The sequence below is a fragment of the Plantactinospora sp. KBS50 genome, from assembly GCF_002285795.1.
GTDB lineage: Bacteria > Actinomycetota > Actinomycetes > Mycobacteriales > Micromonosporaceae > KBS50.
In genome coordinates this window covers 229,592-250,217 of the sequence record NZ_CP022961.1, presented here as the reverse complement: position 1 = coordinate 250,217, position 20,626 = coordinate 229,592, and the positions used below count along the sequence as shown (strand labels likewise).

General features: G+C 72.5%; 23 protein-coding genes and 3 tRNA genes. 15 read left to right on the top strand and 11 right to left on the bottom strand.

What is annotated here, in order from left to right:
- Nucleotides 1–33 precede the first annotated feature (33 nt).
- Nucleotides 34–981 (bottom strand): phytoene/squalene synthase family protein, encoded by a 948-nt coding sequence (locus CIK06_RS01140; protein ID WP_095567469.1) that lies wholly within the window; start codon nt 979–981, stop codon nt 34–36.
- A gap of 211 nt (nt 982–1,192) precedes the next feature.
- On the opposite strand from CIK06_RS01140, the gene CIK06_RS01135 reads away from it, so the two are divergent.
- The 9 genes from CIK06_RS01135 to CIK06_RS01095 all read left to right on the top strand — a co-directional run bounded on the left by CIK06_RS01135 (nt 1,193) and on the right by CIK06_RS01095 (nt 7,652).
- On the top strand, nt 1,193–2,356 hold the full coding sequence (locus CIK06_RS01135) for a polyprenyl synthetase family protein (protein ID WP_095563245.1): 1,164 nt from the start codon (nt 1,193–1,195) through the stop codon (nt 2,354–2,356).
- Between the two features lie 40 nt (nt 2,357–2,396).
- Nucleotides 2,397–3,878 (top strand): phytoene desaturase family protein, encoded by a 1,482-nt coding sequence (gene crtI / locus CIK06_RS01130; protein ID WP_095567468.1) that lies wholly within the window; start codon nt 2,397–2,399, stop codon nt 3,876–3,878.
- A complete protein-coding gene (gene idi / locus CIK06_RS01125; protein ID WP_095563244.1) occupies nt 3,875–4,462 on the top strand; it encodes an isopentenyl-diphosphate Delta-isomerase in 588 nt (195 codons plus the stop codon). Before crtI ends, idi begins: the two co-directional genes overlap by 4 nt.
- Nucleotides 4,452–5,408 (top strand): MerR family transcriptional regulator, encoded by a 957-nt coding sequence (locus tag CIK06_RS01120; RefSeq protein ID WP_095563243.1) that lies wholly within the window; start codon nt 4,452–4,454, stop codon nt 5,406–5,408. Before idi ends, CIK06_RS01120 begins: the two co-directional genes overlap by 11 nt.
- A gap of 155 nt (nt 5,409–5,563) precedes the next feature.
- Nucleotides 5,564–6,415, top strand: a complete 852-nt coding sequence (locus CIK06_RS01115; protein ID WP_095563242.1) for a polysaccharide deacetylase family protein — start codon at nt 5,564–5,566, stop codon at nt 6,413–6,415.
- A 168-nt stretch (nt 6,416–6,583) separates the two neighbouring features.
- A tRNA-Glu gene (locus CIK06_RS01110) sits at nt 6,584–6,656 on the top strand.
- A gap of 30 nt (nt 6,657–6,686) precedes the next feature.
- Nucleotides 6,687–6,763 (top strand) — tRNA-Asp (locus CIK06_RS01105).
- A gap of 101 nt (nt 6,764–6,864) precedes the next feature.
- Nucleotides 6,865–6,938 (top strand) — tRNA-Phe (locus CIK06_RS01100).
- A gap of 201 nt (nt 6,939–7,139) precedes the next feature.
- Nucleotides 7,140–7,652, top strand: a complete 513-nt coding sequence (locus CIK06_RS01095; RefSeq protein ID WP_095563241.1) for an SRPBCC family protein — start codon at nt 7,140–7,142, stop codon at nt 7,650–7,652.
- A gap of 28 nt (nt 7,653–7,680) precedes the next feature.
- On the opposite strand, the gene CIK06_RS01090 is transcribed toward CIK06_RS01095, so the two are convergent.
- Complete coding sequence (locus CIK06_RS01090; protein WP_095563240.1) at nt 7,681–8,400, bottom strand: DUF2786 domain-containing protein; 720 nt, start codon at nt 8,398–8,400, stop codon at nt 7,681–7,683.
- Nucleotides 8,401–8,502: 102 nt separating this feature from the next.
- On the opposite strand from CIK06_RS01090, the gene CIK06_RS01085 reads away from it, so the two are divergent.
- Nucleotides 8,503–8,940: a hypothetical protein gene (locus CIK06_RS01085; protein ID WP_198348063.1), complete on the top strand. Its 438-nt coding sequence runs from the start codon at nt 8,503–8,505 to the stop codon at nt 8,938–8,940.
- Between the two features lie 45 nt (nt 8,941–8,985).
- On the opposite strand, the gene CIK06_RS01080 is transcribed toward CIK06_RS01085, so the two are convergent.
- Nucleotides 8,986–9,372 (bottom strand): hypothetical protein, encoded by a 387-nt coding sequence (locus CIK06_RS01080; RefSeq protein ID WP_095563239.1) that lies wholly within the window; start codon nt 9,370–9,372, stop codon nt 8,986–8,988.
- 148 nt (nt 9,373–9,520) lie between these two features.
- Here CIK06_RS01080 and CIK06_RS01075 point away from each other — a divergent pair, with 148 nt between their 5' ends.
- Nucleotides 9,521–10,885, top strand: a complete 1,365-nt coding sequence (locus CIK06_RS01075) for an ABC transporter substrate-binding protein (RefSeq protein ID WP_095563238.1) — start codon at nt 9,521–9,523, stop codon at nt 10,883–10,885.
- Between the two features lie 20 nt (nt 10,886–10,905).
- Here CIK06_RS01075 and CIK06_RS01070 read toward each other — a convergent pair whose 3' ends face one another.
- Both CIK06_RS01070 and CIK06_RS01065 read right to left on the bottom strand, forming a co-directional pair.
- Nucleotides 10,906–11,655, bottom strand: a complete 750-nt coding sequence (locus CIK06_RS01070; RefSeq protein WP_232533940.1) for an enoyl-CoA hydratase/isomerase family protein — start codon at nt 11,653–11,655, stop codon at nt 10,906–10,908.
- Nucleotides 11,652–12,509 (bottom strand): 3-hydroxyacyl-CoA dehydrogenase family protein, encoded by an 858-nt coding sequence (locus tag CIK06_RS01065; RefSeq protein WP_095563237.1) that lies wholly within the window; start codon nt 12,507–12,509, stop codon nt 11,652–11,654. Before CIK06_RS01065 ends, CIK06_RS01070 begins: the two co-directional genes overlap by 4 nt.
- A gap of 189 nt (nt 12,510–12,698) precedes the next feature.
- Here CIK06_RS01065 and CIK06_RS01060 point away from each other — a divergent pair, with 189 nt between their 5' ends.
- Together CIK06_RS01060 and CIK06_RS01055 are read left to right on the top strand one after the other, a co-directional pair.
- Nucleotides 12,699–12,977, top strand: a complete 279-nt coding sequence (locus CIK06_RS01060) for a hypothetical protein (RefSeq protein ID WP_095563236.1) — start codon at nt 12,699–12,701, stop codon at nt 12,975–12,977.
- A 61-nt stretch (nt 12,978–13,038) separates the two neighbouring features.
- Nucleotides 13,039–13,767 (top strand): TetR family transcriptional regulator, encoded by a 729-nt coding sequence (locus tag CIK06_RS01055; RefSeq protein ID WP_198348062.1) that lies wholly within the window; start codon nt 13,039–13,041, stop codon nt 13,765–13,767.
- Here the strand turns inward: CIK06_RS01055 and CIK06_RS01050 are convergent.
- The 3 genes from CIK06_RS01050 to CIK06_RS01040 all read right to left on the bottom strand — a co-directional run bounded on the left by CIK06_RS01050 (nt 13,764) and on the right by CIK06_RS01040 (nt 16,058).
- Nucleotides 13,764–14,513, bottom strand: a complete 750-nt coding sequence (locus CIK06_RS01050) for a bifunctional 2-polyprenyl-6-hydroxyphenol methylase/3-demethylubiquinol 3-O-methyltransferase UbiG (protein ID WP_095563234.1) — start codon at nt 14,511–14,513, stop codon at nt 13,764–13,766. The two genes, CIK06_RS01055 and CIK06_RS01050, sit on opposite strands and share 4 nt — an antisense overlap.
- 231 nt (nt 14,514–14,744) lie before the next feature.
- The gene (locus CIK06_RS01045; RefSeq protein WP_007073996.1) at nt 14,745–14,954 is read right to left on the bottom strand and encodes a BldC family transcriptional regulator; all 210 of its coding nucleotides are present in this window, start codon (nt 14,952–14,954) and stop codon (nt 14,745–14,747) included.
- A 264-nt stretch (nt 14,955–15,218) separates the two neighbouring features.
- Nucleotides 15,219–16,058 (bottom strand): hypothetical protein, encoded by an 840-nt coding sequence (locus CIK06_RS01040; RefSeq protein WP_095563233.1) that lies wholly within the window; start codon nt 16,056–16,058, stop codon nt 15,219–15,221.
- Between the two features lie 216 nt (nt 16,059–16,274).
- Here CIK06_RS01040 and CIK06_RS01035 point away from each other — a divergent pair, with 216 nt between their 5' ends.
- Together CIK06_RS01035 and CIK06_RS01030 are read left to right on the top strand one after the other, a co-directional pair.
- Nucleotides 16,275–17,354, top strand: a complete 1,080-nt coding sequence (locus CIK06_RS01035) for a Glu/Leu/Phe/Val dehydrogenase (protein ID WP_095563232.1) — start codon at nt 16,275–16,277, stop codon at nt 17,352–17,354.
- Between the two features lie 274 nt (nt 17,355–17,628).
- Nucleotides 17,629–17,847, top strand: a complete 219-nt coding sequence (locus CIK06_RS01030; RefSeq protein ID WP_095563231.1) for a DUF3073 domain-containing protein — start codon at nt 17,629–17,631, stop codon at nt 17,845–17,847.
- A 196-nt stretch (nt 17,848–18,043) separates the two neighbouring features.
- On the opposite strand, the gene amcA is transcribed toward CIK06_RS01030, so the two are convergent.
- From amcA to purM, 3 genes are all read right to left on the bottom strand, one after another.
- Nucleotides 18,044–18,259, bottom strand: a complete 216-nt coding sequence (amcA, locus tag CIK06_RS01025) for a multiple cyclophane-containing RiPP AmcA (protein ID WP_095563230.1) — start codon at nt 18,257–18,259, stop codon at nt 18,044–18,046.
- The gene (gene amcB, locus CIK06_RS01020; protein ID WP_095563229.1) at nt 18,228–19,331 is read right to left on the bottom strand and encodes a cyclophane-forming radical SAM peptide maturase AmcB; all 1,104 of its coding nucleotides are present in this window, start codon (nt 19,329–19,331) and stop codon (nt 18,228–18,230) included. Before amcB ends, amcA begins: the two co-directional genes overlap by 32 nt.
- Nucleotides 19,332–19,455: 124 nt before the next feature.
- Entirely contained in the window at nt 19,456–20,610 is a 1,155-nt protein-coding gene (gene purM, locus CIK06_RS01015) for a phosphoribosylformylglycinamidine cyclo-ligase (protein WP_095563228.1), read from the bottom strand.
- Nucleotides 20,611–20,626: the final 16 nt, after the last annotated feature.

The following is a 20,626-nucleotide window of genomic DNA, read 5'->3' as shown; positions in this document are numbered from 1 at the left end:
GCCGCAGACCCGCGCGCGGTACCGGATCGGCCGCTATCCGGACAGCGAGGGCAGCGGGGGCAGCGGACCGCTCGGCGCGGCCGGGCCGGGCAGCGGGACCGGGGTGCCGGGCCGGGTCAGCAGCGCGCGGGCCGCGACCGCGGCGCGGCGCCGGTTCGGCACCGCGGCCCGGCGGGCGAACACGTCGAAGCCGGCCGCGGCGATCTCGTCGAGGATGCCGCCGTAGAGCGCGTACGCCGTGCGCATACAGGTCTGCGAGGCCGGTTCCAGCAGCAGCAGACCCGGCGCCGCGGCGGCGTAGTGCGCCTGGGCGCGGGTCACCTCGTACGCGATCAGGTCCCGGATCCGCGTCGGGGCGACGTGCCGGTGCGCGGCGTCGGCGAGGTCGGCCCGGGACACCCCGAAGGTGGCCAGGTCCTCCTCCGGCAGGTACGTCCGGCCCCGGGCCAGGTCCTCGGCCACGTCCCGGATGAAGTTGGTGAGCTGGAAGGCGAAGCCGAGCTGCCGGGCGGGTTCCCGGGCGGCGGCCGGGTCGGTGCTGCCGAGGATGGGCAGCATCATCGTGCCGATCACCGCGGCCGAGCCGTCCATGTAGCCGAGCACGTCGTCGTAGCTGGGGTACGCGCAGACCGTGAGGTCCATCGCCATGCTGCGCAGGAAGGCGGAGAAGTCGGCCCGGTCCAGGTCGAACACGGCGATGGTGTGCAGGACGGCGGGCAGCAGCGGGTCGTCGACGGGTGCGCCGTGCAGTCCGGCGAGGAAGCGCTCCGACCAGTCGGCCAGCCGGGCGGCCCGGTCGGCCGGCGAGCCGGCGTCGGTCCGGTCCACGATCTCGTCGGCGTACCGGGTGAAGCCGTAGAGGGCGTGCACGTGTCGGCGTTTCCACCCCGGGAGCAGGCGGGTCGCGAGATAGTAGGTACGGCCGTGCCGCCGGTGCAGTTCACGGCAGCGCTCGTAGGCCGTGGCGAGTTCCGTGTCCACCCGGTCCCCCTTGTTCACCCTGGCCCCGGAGGGCTTCCCGCCACGAGGGGCTTCCGCCGCCGGGGCCTCCGCCCGGAGGGCGTCCGCCACCGCCGGTCCGAAAACCGCCGACCCGGTCCCGCTCCCCCCCGATCCGACCGTCGGGGACGATCGTCGAAATCGACTCAGCAATCGACGCAGTAATGACTCAGCCTAGGGTACGCTCAGCCGCGTGGCCAACGACGCCGTTGCGGGTAACGCGGTCCCGCTCGCCCGCACCGTGCCCGGCCAGAGTTCCGAGCCCCGCGACCCGCGGGCACCCTCCGCAGACGAGCCGGCGTACGACATCCGGGCCGCCATCGACGCGACGCTGACCGCCTTCCTCGACGGGGAGATCGGCGCGCTCGACGAGATCGACCCGGCGGCCGGCGAGTTCGGCCGCACCGCCCGGGAGTCCGTGCTGGCCGGCGGGAAGCGCCTCCGCCCGCTGTTCGCGTACTGGGGATGGCGGGGGGCGATCGGCGGCTCCGAACCGGTCGGTCCGGTGCTGCCGGCGTTGGCCGCGCTGGAGCTGCTGCACACGTTCGCGCTGGTCCACGACGACGTGATGGACTCCTCGGCCACCCGGCGCGGCCGGCCGACCGCGCACCGCACGCTGGCAGCCCAGCACGCCGCGGGCGGCCGCACCGGCGACGGCGACCAGTTCGGCGTGGCCGCCGCGGTGCTGGTCGGCGACCTCTGCCTGGTGTGGGCGGACCGGCTGCTCGGGCACACCGGGCTGCCGGCCGGGACGGTCCTGGAGGCACGCCGCTGCTACGACCAGATGCGGGTCGAGACCGTCGCCGGCCAGTACCTCGACGTGCTCGGCGAGACCGTCGTGGGGTCGTGGTCGCTCGACCGGGCGCTGCGGGTGGCCCGCTACAAGACCGCCTGCTACACGGTGCAGCGGCCGCTGCTCTACGGCGCCGCCCTGGCCGGCCTGCGCCGGGAGGGTCCGCTGGCCGGCGCGTACCACCGGTACGGCCTCGCCGTGGGTGAGGCGTTCCAGCTCCGCGACGACCTGCTCGGCGTGTACGGCGACCCGCGTACCACCGGCAAGCCCGCCGGCGAGGACCTGCTCCGGGGCAAGCCCACGGCGCTGCTGATGCTGGCCCGGGAGCTGGCCACGCCGGCCCAGCGGGCCACCCTGGACGGGCACCGGCACGGCTCGGGCACCGCCGGGGTGGACGAGTTGGCCGGGGTGCTCCAGGACACCGGGGCGGTGCACGAGATCGAACGGCTGATCGCCGCCCGGGTCGACGAGGCGCTGGCCGCGCTCGACGGATCCCCGGTGGACTCCGCGGCCCGCAAGGCGCTCGGCGAGCTTGCCCTCTCGGCCACCCGGCGCCGGGCCTGAGCGGCGGAGTCGGCCGGATGGGGCAGCGGAGGTGGTCGAGATGCGGACGGTGACCGGAGCGACCGACCGGGTGCTCGTGGTCGGCGCCGGGCTGGGTGGGTTGGCCTGCGCCCTGCACCTGGCCGGCGGCGGGCGCCAGGTGACGGTCCTGGAACGCGAGTCGGTGCCGGGTGGTCGGGCCGGCCGGCTGGCGGTCGACGGGTACGAGTTCGACACCGGCCCGACGGTGCTCACCATGCCGGAGCTGATCGACGAGGCGCTGGACGCGGTGGGCGAGAAGCTGACGGACTGGCTGGACATCACCCCGCTGGACCCGGCGTACCGGGCCTACTACCCGGACGGCTCCACCCTGGACGTCATCACCGACACGGTGCGGATGGCCGGCGAGATCTCCCGGGTCTGCGGCGCGCGGGAGGCCGACGGGTACCTGCGGTTCGTCGACTACGCCCGGGAACTGTGGCGGTTGGAGCGCGCCGACTTCATCGACCGCAACCTGGACGCGCCCACCGACCTGCTGACCGGGAACCTGCTCCGGCTGCTTGCCAGCGGCGCCTTCCGGCGGTTGCAGACCAAGATCGACCAGTTCTTCCGGGATCCACGGACCCGCCGCATCTTCTCGTTCCAGGCCATGTACGCCGGGCTGGCCCCGCACGACGCGCTGGCGATCTACGCGGTCATCGCCTACCTGGACTCGGTCGCCGGGGTGAGCTTCCCGCGCGGCGGCATGCACGCGGTGTCCCGGGCGCTGGCCGGCGCGGCCGAGAAGCACGGCGTACAGATCCGCTACGGCACCACCGTCACCCGGGTGGAGGCCTCCGCCGGCCGCGCCACCGCCGTGCTGACCGCCGACGGCGAGCGGATACCGGCCGACGTGGTCGTGCTCAACCCGGACCTTCCGGTGGCGTACCGGGACCTGCTGCCGCCCGCCCGGACCCGCCGGCTGCGCTACTCGCCGTCCTGCGTGGTGCTGCACGTCGGCTCCCGCCGGTCCTACCGCCGGATCGCCCACCACAACATCCACTTCGGCCGGCCGTGGCGGCGGACCTTCACCGAGGTGATCGAGCAGGGGCGGCTGATGTCCGACCCGTCGCTGCTGGTCACCAACCCGAGCCGAACCGATCCGTCGGTCGCCCCCACCGACCGGCAGACGTACTACGTCCTCGCGCCCGTACCCAACCTGGAACGGGCCGACCTGGACTGGCGGGGCGGGCTGGGCCGCCGGTACGCGGACGAGCTGATGCGGACGCTGGAGGAACGCGGCTATGTCGGCTTCGCCGACGGGGTGGAGGTGCTGCGCACCGTCACCCCGGCCGACTGGGCCGACGCCGGGATGGCCGCCGGCACGCCCTTCGCGGCGGCGCACAGCCTCTTCCAGACCGGTCCGTTCCGGCCGTCCAACCTGCACCGCACGCTCTCGAACGTGGTGTTCGTGGGCTCGGGAACGCAACCGGGAGTGGGGGTACCGATGGTGCTGATCTCCGGCAAGCTTGCCGCCGGCCGGATCCTCGGCGGTGCGCGATGACGTCCCGAGAGGATCATCTGGTCGAACTGGTCGACGAGTACGGTACGCCGGTGGGCGAAACCAGCGTGCGGTCGGCGCACGAACCACCCGGCCGGCTGCACCGGGCCTTCTCGGTGTTCCTGGTCGACGACGCCGGGCGGGTGCTGCTGCAACGGCGGTCGGCGGACAAGACGCGCTTCCCGCTGCGCTGGGCGAACTCCTGCTGCGGGCATCCCGCCCCGGAGCAGCCGCTGGCCGAGGCCGCCAACGTGCGACTGCACGAGGAACTGGGGGTGCCGCCGGTCCCGCTCACCGAGTGCGGCGTGCACCTGTACCGGGCCGGCGACCCGGCCACGGGCCGGGTCGAGTACGAGTACGACCACGTGCTGCGCGGGGTGCTGCCCGCCGGCACGCCGGTGCGGCCCGACCCGGCCGAGGTGGCCGAGGTGCGCTGGGTCGACCCGGTCACCGTGGCGGACGATTTGGTCGCGACGCCCGACGCGTACGCGCCCTGGCTGGTCGGCGTGCTCGACCGGCTGCTGCGGCCCGGTCCGCCCGACGCACAGCGACATGGCGAGGTGGCGGAGCGGTCGGGTGGTCGATGAGGCGCTGAGCGCGGGCGCCGTGGCTCGGCGGCTCGGGGTGGCGGTCACCACGCTCCGGACCTGGCACCAGCGGTACGGTCTCGGCCCGAGCCGGCACGTTCCCGGGCATCACCGGCGGTACACGGCGGAGGACCTGGCCCGGCTGGAGATCATGCGGCGACTGACCGCCGACGGGATCGGCCCGGCCGAGGCGGCCCGCTGGGCCCGGCTGGTGCCCAACCCGCACGAGCCGGGGGCGCCGCAGACGGCACCGCGCCGCCGCCGGACGGGTACCCCGGCCGCCGCCGGCGTTCCGGTGCTGCCGCTGGGCCGGGCCGGCACCGCGGCGCACGGCCTGGCCCGCGCCGCCGTCCGGTTGGACCAGGCCGGCATGCGGTACGCCCTGGACCAGGCCATCGAGGCCGACGGCGTGATCGACTGCTGGGACCGGCTGATCCGGCCGGTGCTGGCCGGGCTGGGCCAGCGGCACGCCTCCACCGGCGGGCTCATCGAGGTCGAGCACCTGCTGTCCCGGTGTGTCACCGAGGCGCTGGCCGCGGTGCCCCGCCCCGGTCCGGACGCCGGACCGGCGCGGATCCTGCTGGCCTGCGCCGACGAGGAGCAGCACACGCTGCCGCTGGAGGCGCTCGCGGCCGCGCTCGCCGAGGCCGGCTGGCCGTGCCGGATGCTCGGCGCCCGGGTCCCGCCGGCGGCGATGGCCGGCGCCGTCGCCCGGACCGGGCCGGCGGTCGTGGTGATCTGGTCACACGCGCGGAGCACGGCGGACCCCCGGCAACTGGCGGCCGTGCTGGACAACCCGCGCCGGCCGGTGCTGCTGGTCGCGGCCGGACCCGGCTGGCAGCGCGAAGGGCTGCCGCTGGGTGTCGCCTGCCCGGCCGACCTCGGTCAGACGGTGAGCCTCACGGTGGCGGTGAGCGCGCCGGAGTCTCGCCACGCCGCCAGCTGACACGATTCCGACCATCTCTCCGTTTTCGGCTGCTAACCCGCTTTTGCGTCCCGACAGCCGCAAGATCGTCGAGGGGGGCGAGGCAGACAACGGGCCCGATGGTGCGATAACGTCCGTTCCCGCCCGACCTTCCGAACCCCTCTCGGGAGCCATCGATGCATACCCGCGCACCCGTCGCGCTGCTCCTGCTGCTGGCCCTGCTGGCCGGCGCCTGCGGCGGCGACGGGGGACCCGGCACCTCGCCGACGTCCCACACGGCCAACCGGGCCGGGGCGGGCCGGGCCGGGGCGGGCCGGGCCGGCACCGGCCCGGCACCGACCTCCGAGGCGCCGCCGTCCACCCCGCCCGGCCCGAGCCCGTCGGCCCGGCCCACGGCGAAGGCCACGCCGGCCAAGACCAGCGGGCCGGATCTGGCGGCCATCCGCGCCACCCGCCGGTCCACCGGGGTACGCGCCGTCGCGCTCACCTTCGACGACGGCCCCCAGCCGACCTGGACGCCGAAGGTGCTGGACGCCCTGAAGAAGGCGGGCGTGAAGGCCACCTTCTGCATCATCGGCGTGAAGGCCCGGCAGTATCCCGACCTGGTCGCCCGGATCGTGCGGGAGGGCCACACGCTGTGCAACCACAGCTGGTCCCACGACCTGCGGCTCGGCCGGAAGTCGGCGGACACCATCCGCGCCGACCTGACCCGCACCAACGACGCGATCCACCGGGGGGCGCCGGACGCTCCGATCCCGTACTTCCGGCAGCCCGGCGGCGAGTGGACGATGCCCGAGCTGACCGTGGTCAAGGACCTGGGGATGAGCCCGCTGCACTGGACCGTCGACCCGCGGGACTGGGCCAGTCCGGGCAAGCCGGCGATCGTGTCCGGCGTCGAGAAGCACGCCCGGGCCGGCGGCATCGTGCTGATGCACGACGGCGGCGGAAACCGCAGCGGTACGGTGGCCGCCTGTCCGGAGGTCATCGCCTGGCTGAAGCAGCACTACGGCATCGTCCAGCTTCGCTGACCCCTCGGCCCTCGGCCCGACGCCCTCGGGAGGCGGGAGGCGGGACGGGAGGCGGGGCGGGTACCGGTTTGGCCGCCGGCCGGGGCATCACGTATGCTTTCGAAGCCTCCGGCGGGGCCGGATGGGAGCACAGCCGCTCGAGTTGTCATGTGCAATGATGGCGGGGCCGCCCTCATCGTCTAGTGGCCCAGGACGCCGCCCTTTCAAGGCGGTAGCACGGGTTCGAATCCCGTTGGGGGCACGCGCAACACCCGGCCCAGCCGGTCAGCAAGGTCCTGTGGAGCAGTTGGAGTGCTCGCCGCCCTGTCAAGGCGGAGGTCGCGGGTTCAAGTCCCGTCAGGACCGCCAGCGCCGATCGCCGCGCGTCACCCGCGCGGCGGTTTGCGTTTCGGAACGCGATACCCGCCCGGTGGCCGGCCCGTCGAGCAGGTAACATGTCCCGAGCACCCGGCCAGGTAGCTCAGTTGGTACGAGCGTCCGACTGAAAATCGGAAGGTCGGCGGTTCGACCCCGCCCCTGGCCACATAGCCTTTCGCCGGGCTACAAGGGTCCCTACCCACGGAAACGTGGGTGGGGACCTTTTCTGTGTGTGGAACTCCGGGTCCGGGGCGGCGCGGCCCGGCGGCGATGTGTCCGGCGTAGACCCCTCGGGCGTCCGGCCGTTGCCGTTCCGAAATGATCGCCAAGCTGTGCGCCCGCAGGGCAGCCGGTATGGTCCGGGCCTATGGGACAGGGCGCCACCAAACTCCCCGAGGTCCAGGCCGATGCCGCAGGCTTCTCCCTGCACTGCCGGGTCGAGGTTCCGGTGCCGCCGGCCCTGGCGTTCGAGGCGTTCACCGGGCGACTCGCCGACTGGTGGGTACGGGAGTACACCTGGTCCGGCCCGGACGCCCTGGCGGACATCGGCATCGAGCCGCGGCCCGACGGCATGGCCTTCGAGATCGGGCCGCACGGCTTCCGTACCGACTGGGGCCGGGTGCTGGTCTGGGACCCGCCGCACCGCCTGCTGATGACCTGGCAGATCGGCCCCGACCGGGCACCGGTGCCGGACCCCGAGCAGGCCAGCGAGATCGACGTACGGTTCGTCGCCGACAACGGTACGCACACGCTGGTCGAGCTTGATCATCGAGCGTTCGACAGGCACGGCGACGCCGCCGCGGGCTACCTCCAGGCGCTGACCGCCGGCTGGCAGGAACTGCTCGGCCGGTACGCCGAAATGCTGCGCGCGGCCGGCTGAGCCGCGGGCCCGACCCGGACGCCGGTCCTCACCCGGTCAGCCCCGGGACGGTACCGGCCGGGCCGTCAAGCCGCGGGTCGCCCAGATCCGCGCGGCGCCCGGCCACGACGCCCAGCCCGCGACCGCCGCCGGCCAGCCGCCGCGCGCCCGCGAGCACGGTGTGCGGGTACGCCTCGGTCAACCGCTGCTCCACCCGGCCGGACCGGTCGGCGAGCACGAGCGCCATCGACGGCGCGCCGGAGCCGGCGGCCGTGGTCGCCGCGGTCGCCTCCGCCTGGCGCAGCCGGTGCGCGACCGCGGCCGTGAAGCCGGCCAGCCAGGATCGCCGGAAGGCGGCCGGGTGTTCGCCCGCGGGTACGGGCGTGCCGGCGAGGCCGTGCGCGGCCTGCACGAGCAGCGAGGTGAAGAGCAGCTCGGCCCGGTCCAGGTCGCTGGTGAAGCCGAAGAGGTGCATGGTGAACCGGCCCGGTCCGCTGCGGCGGCGCACCGACCGGCAGCGCAGCGCGGTGGCCACCCCGGCGAGCAGTCCGGCCTTGTCCAGCGCGTACGGCGGGGGAAGCTCGACCACCCGGTCGCCGATCGGGTCGGTGCCGGGCTCCCGGGTGGCCAGCAGCGCCCGGTCCACTCCGTACCGGGCGATCAGGTCGGTGGCCTTGGCCATGAACGCCGCCGCCTCCTGCGCCGTGCAGCCGGGATCCTCGGCCTTGGCCAGCAGCTTGCGTACCTTGTCGAGGATCACATCCGGCATGACACCAACAGTTATCACGCCAGTCCGACACAGGGGCTGACCAAACACCCATTTGTAGCTACGATCGTCGATGCTCTGACAACGCTTTCCCGCGGAGGTGCCATGTCCATGCCCGCTCACCGGCTGTTACTCGGCGCAAGCCTGTCCCTGGTCGCCTCGGCGGCGCTGCTGCCACAGGCGGCGTACGCCGCGCCGGGGACCGAATCCGACGGTCCCAACCTGGCCTCGACGCTGACCTCGTGCTACGGCGGCGCCGTGCACCGGGTGTTCCAGCAGGGCGGCTGGGGCGGCGAGGTCGGCACCTTCACCACGTCGACGCGGTGCGCCGACATCAACGTCCGCAACGACAGCAGCTTCAGCACGAATGCCTGCGTGATCTTCGTGGACAAGACCAGCAGCTGCAACTACTGGACCTACCTGCCGGCCAGGTCCAGTTGGTTCACCGTCGCCACCAACGTCAAGGACGGCGTCAACTTCCGGGTCCGCTTCTCGAACAACTTCTTCCAGTACGACCCGCTGATCTCCGACACCGCGTACTGAGTCGGCACGGCTGGGCCGGGGGCGGCGGCCCAGCGCCGACGAAGCTCAGGTCCGGCGGCGCAGGGTCGCCCCCGCCGAGCCGGCCAGCGTCAGCAGGCAGTCGGGCAGTTGCCCGTCGGCGAGCGCGGCGCCGAACAGCGCCTCCGCGGTGGGCACGTCCGAGTTGGCGTACGCGCTGACGAACCGGGCCACCCAGCGGGCGTCGTACCGCGCCTGGTCGATGCCGGGGAAGTCCAGCGTCCAGGATCCGCTCGGCGTACCGGCCGGCACCATCGCGGCGGCCAGGCACCAGGCCACGTCGTACGCACCGACCACCCCGGACCGGTCGAGAACCGCGTCGAAGGCGCCGGCCACGGCATCGCAGTCGCCGGCGAGCGCCGAGCGCAGCACCGCGGCCGCGTCGTCGAGGGTTTCCGGTGGCAGATCCGTCACGTGCCGAACAGTATTCCGCGGCGTCAACCCGCGCAGCAAAACGCCGTCGTCGGGCGTGGCGCTGCAACTTCCAGGCAGCCACCTTCACATTTTTGTTCCACGGCGCGTTAGGGTGCGGGCCGGACCTTAGGGGAGAGAGGACGGAACCATGCCCGTTTCCCGTCTGACCCGGGGCGTCGCACTCACCGCGTGCGCCGTCCTGGCGCTGACCGCCACCGCGTGCAGCAAGGACGAGAAGGACAGCAGCGGCGACACCACCGCCGCTCCCCAGGTCCGGCTCTACGGCACGGACGGCAACATGCAGAACTCGTTCGGTAAGGAGTTCCCCGACCAGGTCGGCATCCTCAGCGGGATGAAGGGCACCACGCCGCTGACCCCGCTGCCGCAGGACTTCAAGGACCGGCTGCACACCGTCGATCCGAAGCTCAACGACTTCACCTACGCCGCCGAGTCGTACGACGCGGTCGTGATCAGCGCGCTCGCCGCGCAGTTGGCCGGCTCCACGGAGCCGGCGAAGATCGCCCGGCAGATCAACGGGGTGACCACCACCGGGCAGCGCTGCGACACGGCCGCGGCCTGCCTGAAGCTGGCCCGCTCCGGGATCGACATCGAGTACCGCGGGATCTCGCTGACCCGGGGCGGCTTCACCACCGCCGGCGAACCCTCCACGGCCAGCTACGGCACGTTGCACTTCAACGACTCCGACCAGATCGACGAGGCGAAGACCGAGTTCGTCGGCGCGGGCGACGAGACGACCGCCAGCACCGCCGCACCGCCGGCGCCGCAGAAGGAGCAGACCGGTCGGAGCAACAGGAAGACCGGTGCGCCGTTGAAGCTCGGCGGGCTGCTGCCGAAGACCGGCGACCTCGCGCTCGCGTACCCGCCGATGATCACCGGCGCGCTGCTGGGCGTGAAGGATGTCAACGCCGCGGGCGGGGTGCTGGGCGAGCCGGTGGAGTGGATCGACGGCGACGACGGCACCAACCCCGAGGTGGCGAAGGCCACCGTCGCCCAGCATGTGGCCGACGGCGTACAGGTGATCATCGGTGCCGGCGCCTCCGGGATCTCCCGGACCGTGCTGCCGGACGTGGTCGCGGCCGGGCTCGTCCTCTTCTCACCCTGCAACACCGACGCGGGCCTGAGCACCATCGAGGACAAGGGCCTCTACTTCCGGACCGCGCCGTCGGACATCCTCCAGGGCCGCGCGCTGGCCGATGTGATCCTGCGGGACGGTCCGCACAAGATCGTTCTGGTCGCCCGCAAGGACTCCTACGGCCAGGGCCTCCAGGGGTACGTGCGGGCCGAGCTGGAACGGGCCGGCATCGGCGTGGACAGCCTCAAGCTGCTGACCTACGACCCGCCGCCGGACGGCAACGGCTCCACCCTCGACTTCTCGGCCGGCGCCGAGGAGATCAAGAACTACCAGGCGGACGCCGTGCTGGTGATCGGTTACGGCGAGTCGGCACAGGTCATCAAGGCGCTGCTGGCGGCCGGGGTCGAGATCCAGCACTGAGCCGCCGCGGTGTGACCGGGCTAGCCGGACCGGTCCCGGCGGCGGTCGAGGAAGTCGGTCATCCGGCGGTGCTTCTCCCCGTCGGTGAACAGCACCGCCTGGCTGACCAGGTCGAGCTGGGGATGCGCGGCGGCCGGCGCGTCCACCGCGAGCTTGGTCAGCCGCAGCGCCAGCGACGAGGCCCGGCCGATCTCGTCCAGCAGTTCGTGCGCGGCGGCCAGCAGCCTGGCGGGCTCCTCGACCACCCGGTTGACCAGGCCGATCCGCAGCGCCTCGGCGGCGTCCACCCGCCGGCCGGTGAACAGCAGTTCCTTGGCCCGTGCCTCGCCGACCAGCGCGGGCAGCCGGTGCGTGGCACCCGCCCCGGCGATGATGCCCAGCCGCACCTCGGGCTGGCCGAACATCGCACGCGCCGTACAGAGTCGCAGGTCACAGGCGTACGCCAGCTCGGCGCCGCCACCGAGCGCCGGGCCGTCCACGGCGGCCACGGTCGGCAGCGGGAGGGCGCGGATCCGGGCGAACACCCCGGAGTTGATCGCCGCGAGGGCGTCCCCGACCCCCCGGTCCCGCAGTTGGGCGATGTCCGCCCCGGCCGCGAAGATGCCCTCGGTGCCGCCGGTCAGCAACAGCAGCCGGGGCTCCCGCTCCAGTTCGGCGCAGAGCGCGTGCAGCCCGTCGACCATCTCCGCGTCCACGGCGTTGCGCTTCTCCGGCCGGTCGAGGGTGACCACCACCCGGTCCGGTCGTTCCTCGATGCGAAGACCGCTCACTGCCGTACCCCGCCTTCCCAGCGGTAGAAGCCGGCGCCGGACTTCTTGCCCAGCCTGCCCTCGGTGACCATCTCCACCAGCAGCGGCGGTGGGGCGAACCGGTCGCCGTAGCTTCGCTGGAGGGTACGGGCAATGTCCAGCCGGACGTCCAGGCCGACCAGGTCGGTCAGCTCCAGCGGTCCCACCGGGTGCCGGTAGCCGAGCACCATCGCCTTGTCGATGTCCGACGGGCTGGCCACCCCGTCGGCCACCATCCGGATCGCCTCCAGTCCGAGCGTGACGCCCAACCGGGACGTCGCGAACCCGGGCATGTCGCGTACCACGATCGGGTCCTTGCCCAGCCGCCCGGCCAGGGCCACCGCGTCCTGCACCCGGTCCGGCGCGGTGGCCGCGCCGACCACGACCTCCAGCAGTGACATCACCCAGACCGGGTTGAAGAAGTGCAGCCCGAGAAACCGGTCCGGCGCCCGCAGCCCGGTGGCCAGCTCGCCGATCGGGATGCTGGAGGTGTTGCTGGCCAGCAGGGCCGGTTGGCGCGCCTCGGCGGCGGCCAGCACACTCCGCTTGAGGTCGAGTCGCTCCGGCACGGCCTCCACGATGATCGCGGGTTGCGCCGCGCACTCGTCGAGGTCGGGCAGCACCGCGAGCCGGTCCCGGCCGGCCTCGGCGTCCGCCGCCGAGAGTTTGCCGCGCCGCACCGCGGCGTCCCACAGCCGGTGCAGGCTGTCGGTGGCCGCGGTCGCCCGGCCGGCGTCCACCTCGACGAGTTCCACGGCGAAGCCCGCGCCGGCGGCGACGTACGCGATGCCCAGGCCCATGGTGCCGGCGCCGATGACCACGAAGCGATCCGTCATGCAGGCGACCCTATGCAGCCCTGTGCAGCGCAGACAAGGTCCGCACCGCCGGGACCGCCGGCGCACCGTAGGCTCTGTCGGCGGTTGGCTTGCCCGGCGAGCGATCCGGGTAAGGGTGACGGGCGACAGGGCCAACCCTCCGGCCGGTCACCGCCAGGAGGGCCCGACCCGGAACGAAGGGACGTACCGATGAGCGAGGCGCAGGAGACCGCACCGCAGGAGACCGTCGAAACGCGTGGGGACGAACGCGTGGACCTGCTCCGGGCGGACGCCAACAACGACGGCCGGACCGACGTGTGGGTGGCGGACACCGACGGCGACGGCAAGGCCGACCTGTTCCAGTTCGACACGGACGGCGACGGCAAGGTCGACATCACGATGGTGGACATCGACGAGGACGGCACGCCGGACGAGGTGGTCGACGGGGACGGCGGCCTGCCGCCGGCCGCGCTGCCGCCGACCGCCTGAACCACCGCCGGGCCGGCGGCGCGATCGCCCGCCGGCCCCGTCGCGTGTCACCATGGGCTTCGTGACCGCCTCCGACCTGGACCACCCGCCCGACGTGCCGCCGAACCGGCGGGAACGTCGGAAGCGGGAGACGCGGGCCGCGTTGGAACGGGCCGCGCTGCGGTTGTTCGCCGAGAAGGGGTACGAGCAGACCACGGTCGAGGAGATCGCCGACACGGCCGACGTGGCGGTGCGGACCTTCTTCCGGTACTTCGCCTCCAAACAGCACGTGTTGTTCGGCGATGTGGCGCACCAGCGGGCGAACAGGTTGCGGGCCGCGCTGGCCGCGAGCCCGCCCGACCTGCCGGCGCTGGAGGCGATCCGGCTCGTCCTCGACGAGTTGGACATCGGTCCGGTGGAGCGGCAGGAGATCCTGGTCCGGCTCCGCCTGCTGGAACAGCAGCCGTCGCTGGTGGGGACGTACCTGCTGCTCAACCACGAACTGCGGGCGGTGCTGGTGGAGTTCGTCGCCGACCGGACCGGGCTGGCCGTCACCGACCCGTACCCACTGATGGTCGGCAGCGCCACGGTGGCCTCCTGGGACGTCGCCCTCACCGTGTGGGCCGGGGCCGGCGGCCGGGACCGCCTCTCCGACCTGCGCCGCGGTGTGTTCGCGACGCTGACCGCGGGTCTGCCGGCCGAGCCGCCGGTGCCGGGTCCGCCTGTGCGGGGTCCGACGCCGGGTCCGACGACGCCGGGTCCGACGACGGGCGGCGGACCGGACGGTCCGGGCCTTCGCCGCGGTTCCTAGGCCGCGAGCCGCAGGGTCGCCAGATAGTACGGCGCGTCCGCCCGGTCCACGTCGGCCAGTCGCCAGGCCGTGCCGTTCACCAGTTCGGCCAGTTCGGTCGGGCTGCACACCAGGTGGTCGAACCACGGCGTGCCGAGCTCCCGGTAGCGCAGCCGGAGCCGGAGTTGACCGCCCAGCCGACCCCGCTCGCGGTTGCGCCGGTGGTAGCCGGTGTGCACCGGGTCGGTCGTGCCGTACGGGTCGGTGCCGTGCGCGATGATCTGCCCGCCGGGCCGGACCAGCGCGGCCAGCGCGGCCAGGAAGCCCGGAGCCCGCTGCGCCCCTTCGATCAGGCTCAGGTTGCTGCCGAGCAGCAGCACGGTGTCGTACCGGCGGCCGTCCCGCGCGTGCTCGTCCACCGTGGCCAGCACCAGGTCGCGGACGCCCCGGCGGCGGGCGATGTCGATGGCGCCCGGCGAGATGTCCAGGCCGGTGACGGGCACCCCGCGCCGTTGCAGTTCCAGGGCGATCCGGCCGCCGCCCACGCCGACGTCGAGCACCGAGCCGGCGACCCGGTCGAGGGCGCGGTGGTCGTACGGCTGCCACTGCTCGGGGCCGGCCAGGTAGTGCTCGGCGGGTGCGCCGTTGATCAGGCCGTCGTCCCGCTCGATGATCTCGATCACCGGCCGGGGCAGCCGCCCGCCGGCGAGCGGGCGGGGTCCGATGCCGGTCTGCACGGCGTACGCGTCGCGCAGCAGTTCTCCCATGACATCACCGGGGCGGGGCTCGGCTGGCACCCGCAAACCGTATCCCGGGGGCGTCGGCGTGGACGCGACCGCCCCGCTACATGCGTCAGGGGCGGAGTTCCACGTTTCCGTGGAGCTCCGCCCCTGATCGAGCTAACTCGTCCCGGTGGGCGGATTGGGGGGTTGATCCGCCCCGCCGGTGCTACCTTTCGCGAACTTCGGGCCGTTGGGCGACCCGGTCAGGAAAGGGATTCAGTCACCCTGGCGCTGCTGGGGAATCTGTCCCTGCAACAGTGCGCGAACCTCCGACTCTCGATAGCGGCGGTGGCCGCCCAGCGTGCGAATGGCGCTCAACTTGCCCGCCTTCGCCCACCGGGTGACAGTCTTCGGGTCGACACGGAACATCGACGCCACCTCGGCCGGTGTGAGTAGCGGCTCGGGTTCGTGCGTACGCGATGCCATCGGTCACTCCTCCACAGGTACCTATAGACATCGGCCGGGGTCCCGCCGGCCGACGCGTCTCCCATGGTCCGGCTAGTCCCCGATGTCCGACATGGGCCGAACGGCCGAAGGTCCTTGGTCGGACGGATGAACCAAGACCGAATTATGCCATTTTCTCGTACCAGATTCGGTTTTATCGTGACTCATCACCGCGTGCGGTAGCCACCAACCACGAGCGGCGTTCGCCTTGGAAACGCCGCCGTGCTGGGTAGATGACTCTTTGGGTCAGTTGCACCTTTCCAGTAGCTGAACCGCCCGCCACCTGGCCACCAACCGTTCATAGACCTCGGTGGCACCGTCGGCGTCGCTCTTGGAGAGCGCCGCCAACCCCTTCGCCACCAGTTCCGGCGAGTCGTCGGCGGCGAGCGTGTCATCCGGCAACAGATCGACCAGGCCCCCGTAGTCCAGTTCCACCATCGAGCGCGGGTGGAACTCCTCCAGCCAACGGGCACCCTCCTCCACCGCCTCGGTGATCGGCGCGTCGCCCACCGACTTGCGCAACACCGACAGCCCGCGCGAGGCGCGCCGGCGGGCCTTCGAGATCTCGGTCCGGTACCGCAACATCCGGCGGCCCGGCTCCACGCTCAGCTCCCGCTCCTCGGGCGAGATGAAGACGAACCAGCGCAGCGGCACACCCCAGGTGGCGATCTGCTCGTGCACCCGGGGAACACCGTGTTCCAGCACCCGCGCCCCGCTGCGCCAGTCCTCCACCACGGCCTTCGCCTGGCCGGCCAGCACCGGCGGCACGAAGGCGTCGGCCAGCACGGACGGGACGCCGTCCCGGGCGTTCAACGCCGCCTCGGCCACCCGCACCCGAAGGTTCCACGGGCACACCAGCAGGGCATCCTCAAGCTGGAGGACGTACGCCTCGTCGGGCAGGTCGGGCAGGCGGGTCCAGCCCGCGCCCAGGGCCTCGATCACCGCGGTCCGCTGCCGGCCGGGGCCGTCCAGCGGCGTCACGGCACGGCCCGATTGGACGTACCGGCGCCAGAAGGTCTGGCGGTCCCGGTCGAACGCGGTCAACGGCTCGTACACGCGCAGGTAGGAAGCGAAGAGCGACGGCACGCCGCGATCCTCCCACGAAAGTCCGGTTCCGCCGCGGCCAGGACCGCACGGAGTCCCGCGGCGCGACCGTGTTTCCACTGCCCCGCGCCCCGGACACCGGGCGGACGCGAGACAACCTCGACCGGGCCGGTACTAGGCTCGCAACATCCGGCACCACCCCGCCGGCGATCGGCACCGTCCGCGCGCCCCACAAGGGCGCACCCACGAGGAGCAGTCATGGGTGTATTCAGCACGAGCGACACCACGACGACCGGCCACGAACAGGTCATCTTCTGCCAGGACAAACACACCGGCCTCAAGGCGATCATCGGCATCTACTCCACGGCGCTCGGCCCCGCGCTCGGCGGCACCCGCTTCTACCCGTACGCCAGCGAGGACGAGGCGCTGCACGACGTGCTTGAGCTGTCCCGGGGCATGGCGTACAAGAACGCGCTCGCCGATCTGGACCTGGGCGGCGGCAAGGCCGTCATCTGGGGCGATCCCGACCAGATCAAGTCCGAGGCGCTGCTGCGCGCGTACGGCCGGTTCGTGGAGTCGCTGGGCGGCCGGTACTACACGGCCTGCGACGTCGGCACCTATGTCTCGGACATGGACGTGATCGCGCGGGAGACCCGGTACGTGACCGGGCGCAGCGTGGAGCACGGCGGCGCGGGCGACTCCTCGGTGCTGACCGCCTGGGGCGTGTTCCAGGGCATGCGGGCCGCCGCCGAGCACCTGTGGGGCTCGCCGACCCTCGTCGGTCGCCGGGTCGGGGTCGCCGGCCTGGGCAAGGTGGGCAAGCACCTGGCCCGGCACCTGCTGGACGACGGCGCCACGGTGCTGGCCACCGACGTCAACGAACGCGCCCGGGACTGGGTCCGCTCCACGTACCCGCAGGTCGACCTCGCCGCCGACGCGACCGAGCTGATCACCTCGGACATCGACGTGTACGCGCCGTGCGCGCTGGGTGGGGCGCTCAACGACGAGACCGTGCCGATGCTGCGGGCCAAGGTCGTCGCCGGCGCGGCCAACAACCAGCTCGCGCACCCCGGAATCGAGAAGGTCCTCGCCGATCGCGGCGTGCTGTACGCCCCGGACTACGTGGTCAACGCGGGCGGGGTGATCCAGGTGGCGGACGAGATCGAGGGATTCAACTTCGAGCGGGCCAAGCTGCGGGCCACCCGGATCTACGACACCACCCGGGAGATCCTCCGGCTCGCCGACGACGAGGGCGTGCCGCCTGCGGTGGCCGCCGACCGGCTCGCCGAGCGCCGGATGGCCGAGATCGGGCGGTTGCGCGCCATCCGGGTGCGCTGACCGTTCCGGGACGATCCCGGGCCGCCCGGGTACGGCCGGTCGGCCGGCCCGGCCCGGGTCCCCGGTGCGGGAAGATAATGGGCCGATGCGCCGCGTGCGCCTTACTGGTTACAATGAGTAAACCTCGCATGATCCGCGACGCGCGGGCATGACCGAGGGAACCCGAGGTGCCGAACCGGCGCCTGCCCATGTACCGTAAGAGCCACGAGAGATGCCTAACGTCATCGGGGCCCGCCTTCGGGCTGCCCCGAATTCTGTGCGAGGGGGTCGAGCCATGGGGCGCGGCCGTGCTAAGGCCAAGCAGACAAAGGTGGCCCGGGAGCTGAAGTATCACTCCCCGAACACCGATCTCGCCGCCTTGCAGCGGGAACTCGGCGGTGGCGGCAAGTCGGACCGCGACTTCGACGACGACTACAAGGACACGGTCGACGACGAGGACGACGATCTCGACGAGGACGACCAGGACTCCTCCTGGGCGCCTCGCGCCCGCTGACCCTACGGATTGACGAGCACGCGGTGACATCCGCGTGCTCACGCATGTCCGGTACGGGACCCAGCACTTCGCCGAAACACGTCACCGACGGTTGGCGAACCTGCCGCGGGCGGTCACAGTGCGCCCGGTTCCGCGGCAGGTTCGCGCATCCGCCGACAGCCGCCAGCCGTGCGACCGGCCGGCTCCGCACCGGTACTCAGCGCGGGCGGTTGTTCCAGTTGTAGAACGTCGGGATGTTCTCGAAGTGGTTCCAGGCGCAGACCGCGGCGTCACCGGCCGCCTCGGCACGGCCGCGGCGCGCCGACGCCGCCTCGCGGAGCAGGGCGTCCAGTCCCGCCCGCGCTCCGCGTACCCGATCGGCGACGCTGTCCCCGGCGTCCTCAGGCGCTCGTTGCTGCGTTGTCTCGGGCATGGTCCAGCACTCCCTCCAGTAGGTGGATCTTGCTGTTCCGGCAGTGTTCGGTCTCGGTCCCATCGAAGCGCCCGTGCTCGAAGTACCGGTTGGCGGCGTGTCCGCCGCCGCAGAACTCGAAGTAGGCGCAACTCGACCGACACGCCTCCACACCGCGGAGGAACTCGGCCACCCAGGGCGTGTCCGGACCGCCGGCCAGGATGTCCGGCAGCGGCGTGGACAGCACGTTTCCGCTGCTGAAGTCGCCGTACCGGGGATCGGAGAAGCCCGCGAGTTCCGGCGAGAGCAGGACCACCGAGCCGTCGTGCGCGATGGTCGGAATCGGGTCGAGACGGCGCGGTAGCAACTCGTCCGCGGCACCGTCCAGGACCGCCCCCGCGTACCGCAGGGACCATTCCACCTCGCGTAGGTGGATCCGCGGGTCCCGGCGCCAGGCCGTGACCAGCTCCGCCCAGAACTCCCGCACCAGCCCGGCCGGCAGGGCGTTGCTCCGGGTGTTCACCCCCTCGGTCTCCTCGATGTTGATGCCCAACACCGAGCAGCCGAGGTCGAGAAAGTAGTCGTACAGCTCGGTCGCCAGCCCGGGTTCGGGCCGCGAAACCACGCACAGGGCGGAGAACGGAACGCCGTGCCGGCGCAGCGTCGCCATCCCGCGCTCGATCCGGTCGTACGCCGGGCGGCCGGACCGGGTGACCCGGTCCGCGTTGCGGTGCCGCGGTCCGTCGACGCTGACGCTCACCCGCACCTGGTGCCGCTCGAAGAACTCGCACCAGGCGTCGTCGATCAGTGTGGCGTTGGTCTGCACGTGATGCTCGACCTGCCCGGCGAACGGCGCGAACAACTCGGCAAGGTGCCGCCGCCCGGCCGCCAGCGGTTCGCCGCCGTGCCAGACCACCGAGAACCGGTCACCGGTCGCCCACTGGTTCACCGACTCGGCCACGGCCGCCGCGACGGACACCGGCATCCGGCGGTCGGCGGCCCGCAGGGGCAGATAGCAGTAGGCGCAATCGAGGTTGCACAGAGTGATCGGCTGCATCACCACGTACGCCGGAACGTCGGCGACGCCCCGCATCCCCGACGGTCTCTGCCCTGCCCTCATCCACACCTCCCCCGCGCCTGACGTGCTACCAGGCTAGGTGGCGATGGCCGGTCGGGTGAAGGCCCTATCAGGTAGACGTATGATGTGCGGAGCGTGATCAACCGCGGGTGTGCTGACCGATCATCTGGACCTGACCGGTGCCCTCGATGATCTCCCCGGCCTGCCACGCCTCCACGCCGCGGCCGGCGAGCGTGGCGAGGGCGCGGTCGGAGTCCTCGGCCGAGACGATCGCGAACATGCCGACACCCATGTTGAAGGTCGACTCCATCTCGCCGTCCTCGATCCGGCCCTTGGACTGGATGAGGTCGAAGATCGGCTGCGGCTTCCAGGTGGCCCGGTTCACCACGGCGTCCACGTTCTCCGGCAGGACCCGGACGAGATTGCCCGGGATACCGCCGCCGGTCACGTGCGCCACGGCCCGCACCTCGGCCTCGGCGATCAGCTTGAGGCAGTCCTGCGCGTAGATCTTGGTGGGGGTCAGCAGCTCCTCGCCCAGGGTCCGCTGTCCGCCGAAGTCGTCCACAACGGTGTCCAGCCGCATCCGGCCGGCGCCGAGCAGTACGTGCCGGACCAGCGAGTAGCCGTTCGAGTGCAGGCCGGAGGACTTCATGGCGATCACCACGTCACCCACCTCGACGCGGTTCGGCCCGAGCAGCTCGCTCTCCTCCACCACGCCCACGCCGGTGGCAGAGACGTCGTACTCGTCCGGGCGGAGCACTCCGGGGTGCTCCGCGGTCTCCCCACCCAGCAGCGCGCATCCGGCGTACCGGCAGCCGTCGGCGATGCCGGCGCCGATCTCGGCGACCTTGTCCGGTACGACCTCGCCGCAGGCGATGTAGTCGAGCAGGAAGAGTGGCTCGGCGCCGCACGCGACCAGGTCGTCCACCACCATGGCCACCAGGTCGATGCCGACGGTGTCGTGGATGTTGAGCTGCTGCGCGATGACCAGCTTGGTGCCCACGCCGTCCGTGGAGGAGGCGAGGATCGGGTGCTGGTAGCGGGAGGTGTCCAGCCGGAACAGGCCGGCAAAGCCGCCCAGGTCACCGAGCACCTCGGGGCGCCGGGTGCCGCGTACCTTCGACTTGAGTAGTTCCACCGCCCGGTCGCCGGCCTCGATCGAGACGCCGGCCTCCGCGTACGACACGCTCCGCTTCCGGCCGGTCCTGCCGGTCGCCTTCCAGGGTTGCCGGTCGGCACCCGAGCCGCCGGTCGGGCCGCCGGCTGCGCCGCTGCGCTCGGACACGTGCGTCACGTTTCTCCCCTTCGTT

Coding starts and splice junctions, on each gene's coding strand:
- crtI (WP_095567468.1), top strand. CDS start 2,397: ATGCGGACGGTGACCGGAGCGACCGACCGGGTGCTCGTGGTCGGCGCC.
- idi (WP_095563244.1), top strand. CDS start 3,875: ATGACGTCCCGAGAGGATCATCTGGTCGAACTGGTCGACGAGTACGGT.
- CIK06_RS01115 (WP_095563242.1), top strand. CDS start 5,564: ATGCATACCCGCGCACCCGTCGCGCTGCTCCTGCTGCTGGCCCTGCTG.
- CIK06_RS01095 (WP_095563241.1), top strand. CDS start 7,140: ATGGGACAGGGCGCCACCAAACTCCCCGAGGTCCAGGCCGATGCCGCA.
- CIK06_RS01090 (WP_095563240.1), bottom strand. CDS start 8,400: ATGCCGGATGTGATCCTCGACAAGGTACGCAAGCTGCTGGCCAAGGCC.
- CIK06_RS01085 (WP_198348063.1), top strand. CDS start 8,503: ATGTCCATGCCCGCTCACCGGCTGTTACTCGGCGCAAGCCTGTCCCTG.
- CIK06_RS01075 (WP_095563238.1), top strand. CDS start 9,521: ATGCCCGTTTCCCGTCTGACCCGGGGCGTCGCACTCACCGCGTGCGCC.
- CIK06_RS01065 (WP_095563237.1), bottom strand. CDS start 12,509: ATGACGGATCGCTTCGTGGTCATCGGCGCCGGCACCATGGGCCTGGGC.
- CIK06_RS01060 (WP_095563236.1), top strand. CDS start 12,699: ATGAGCGAGGCGCAGGAGACCGCACCGCAGGAGACCGTCGAAACGCGT.
- CIK06_RS01050 (WP_095563234.1), bottom strand. CDS start 14,513: ATGGGAGAACTGCTGCGCGACGCGTACGCCGTGCAGACCGGCATCGGA.
- CIK06_RS01045 (WP_007073996.1), bottom strand. CDS start 14,954: ATGGCATCGCGTACGCACGAACCCGAGCCGCTACTCACACCGGCCGAG.
- CIK06_RS01035 (WP_095563232.1), top strand. CDS start 16,275: ATGGGTGTATTCAGCACGAGCGACACCACGACGACCGGCCACGAACAG.
- CIK06_RS01030 (WP_095563231.1), top strand. CDS start 17,629: ATGGGGCGCGGCCGTGCTAAGGCCAAGCAGACAAAGGTGGCCCGGGAG.
- amcA (WP_095563230.1), bottom strand. CDS start 18,259: ATGCCCGAGACAACGCAGCAACGAGCGCCTGAGGACGCCGGGGACAGC.
- amcB (WP_095563229.1), bottom strand. CDS start 19,331: ATGCGGGGCGTCGCCGACGTTCCGGCGTACGTGGTGATGCAGCCGATC.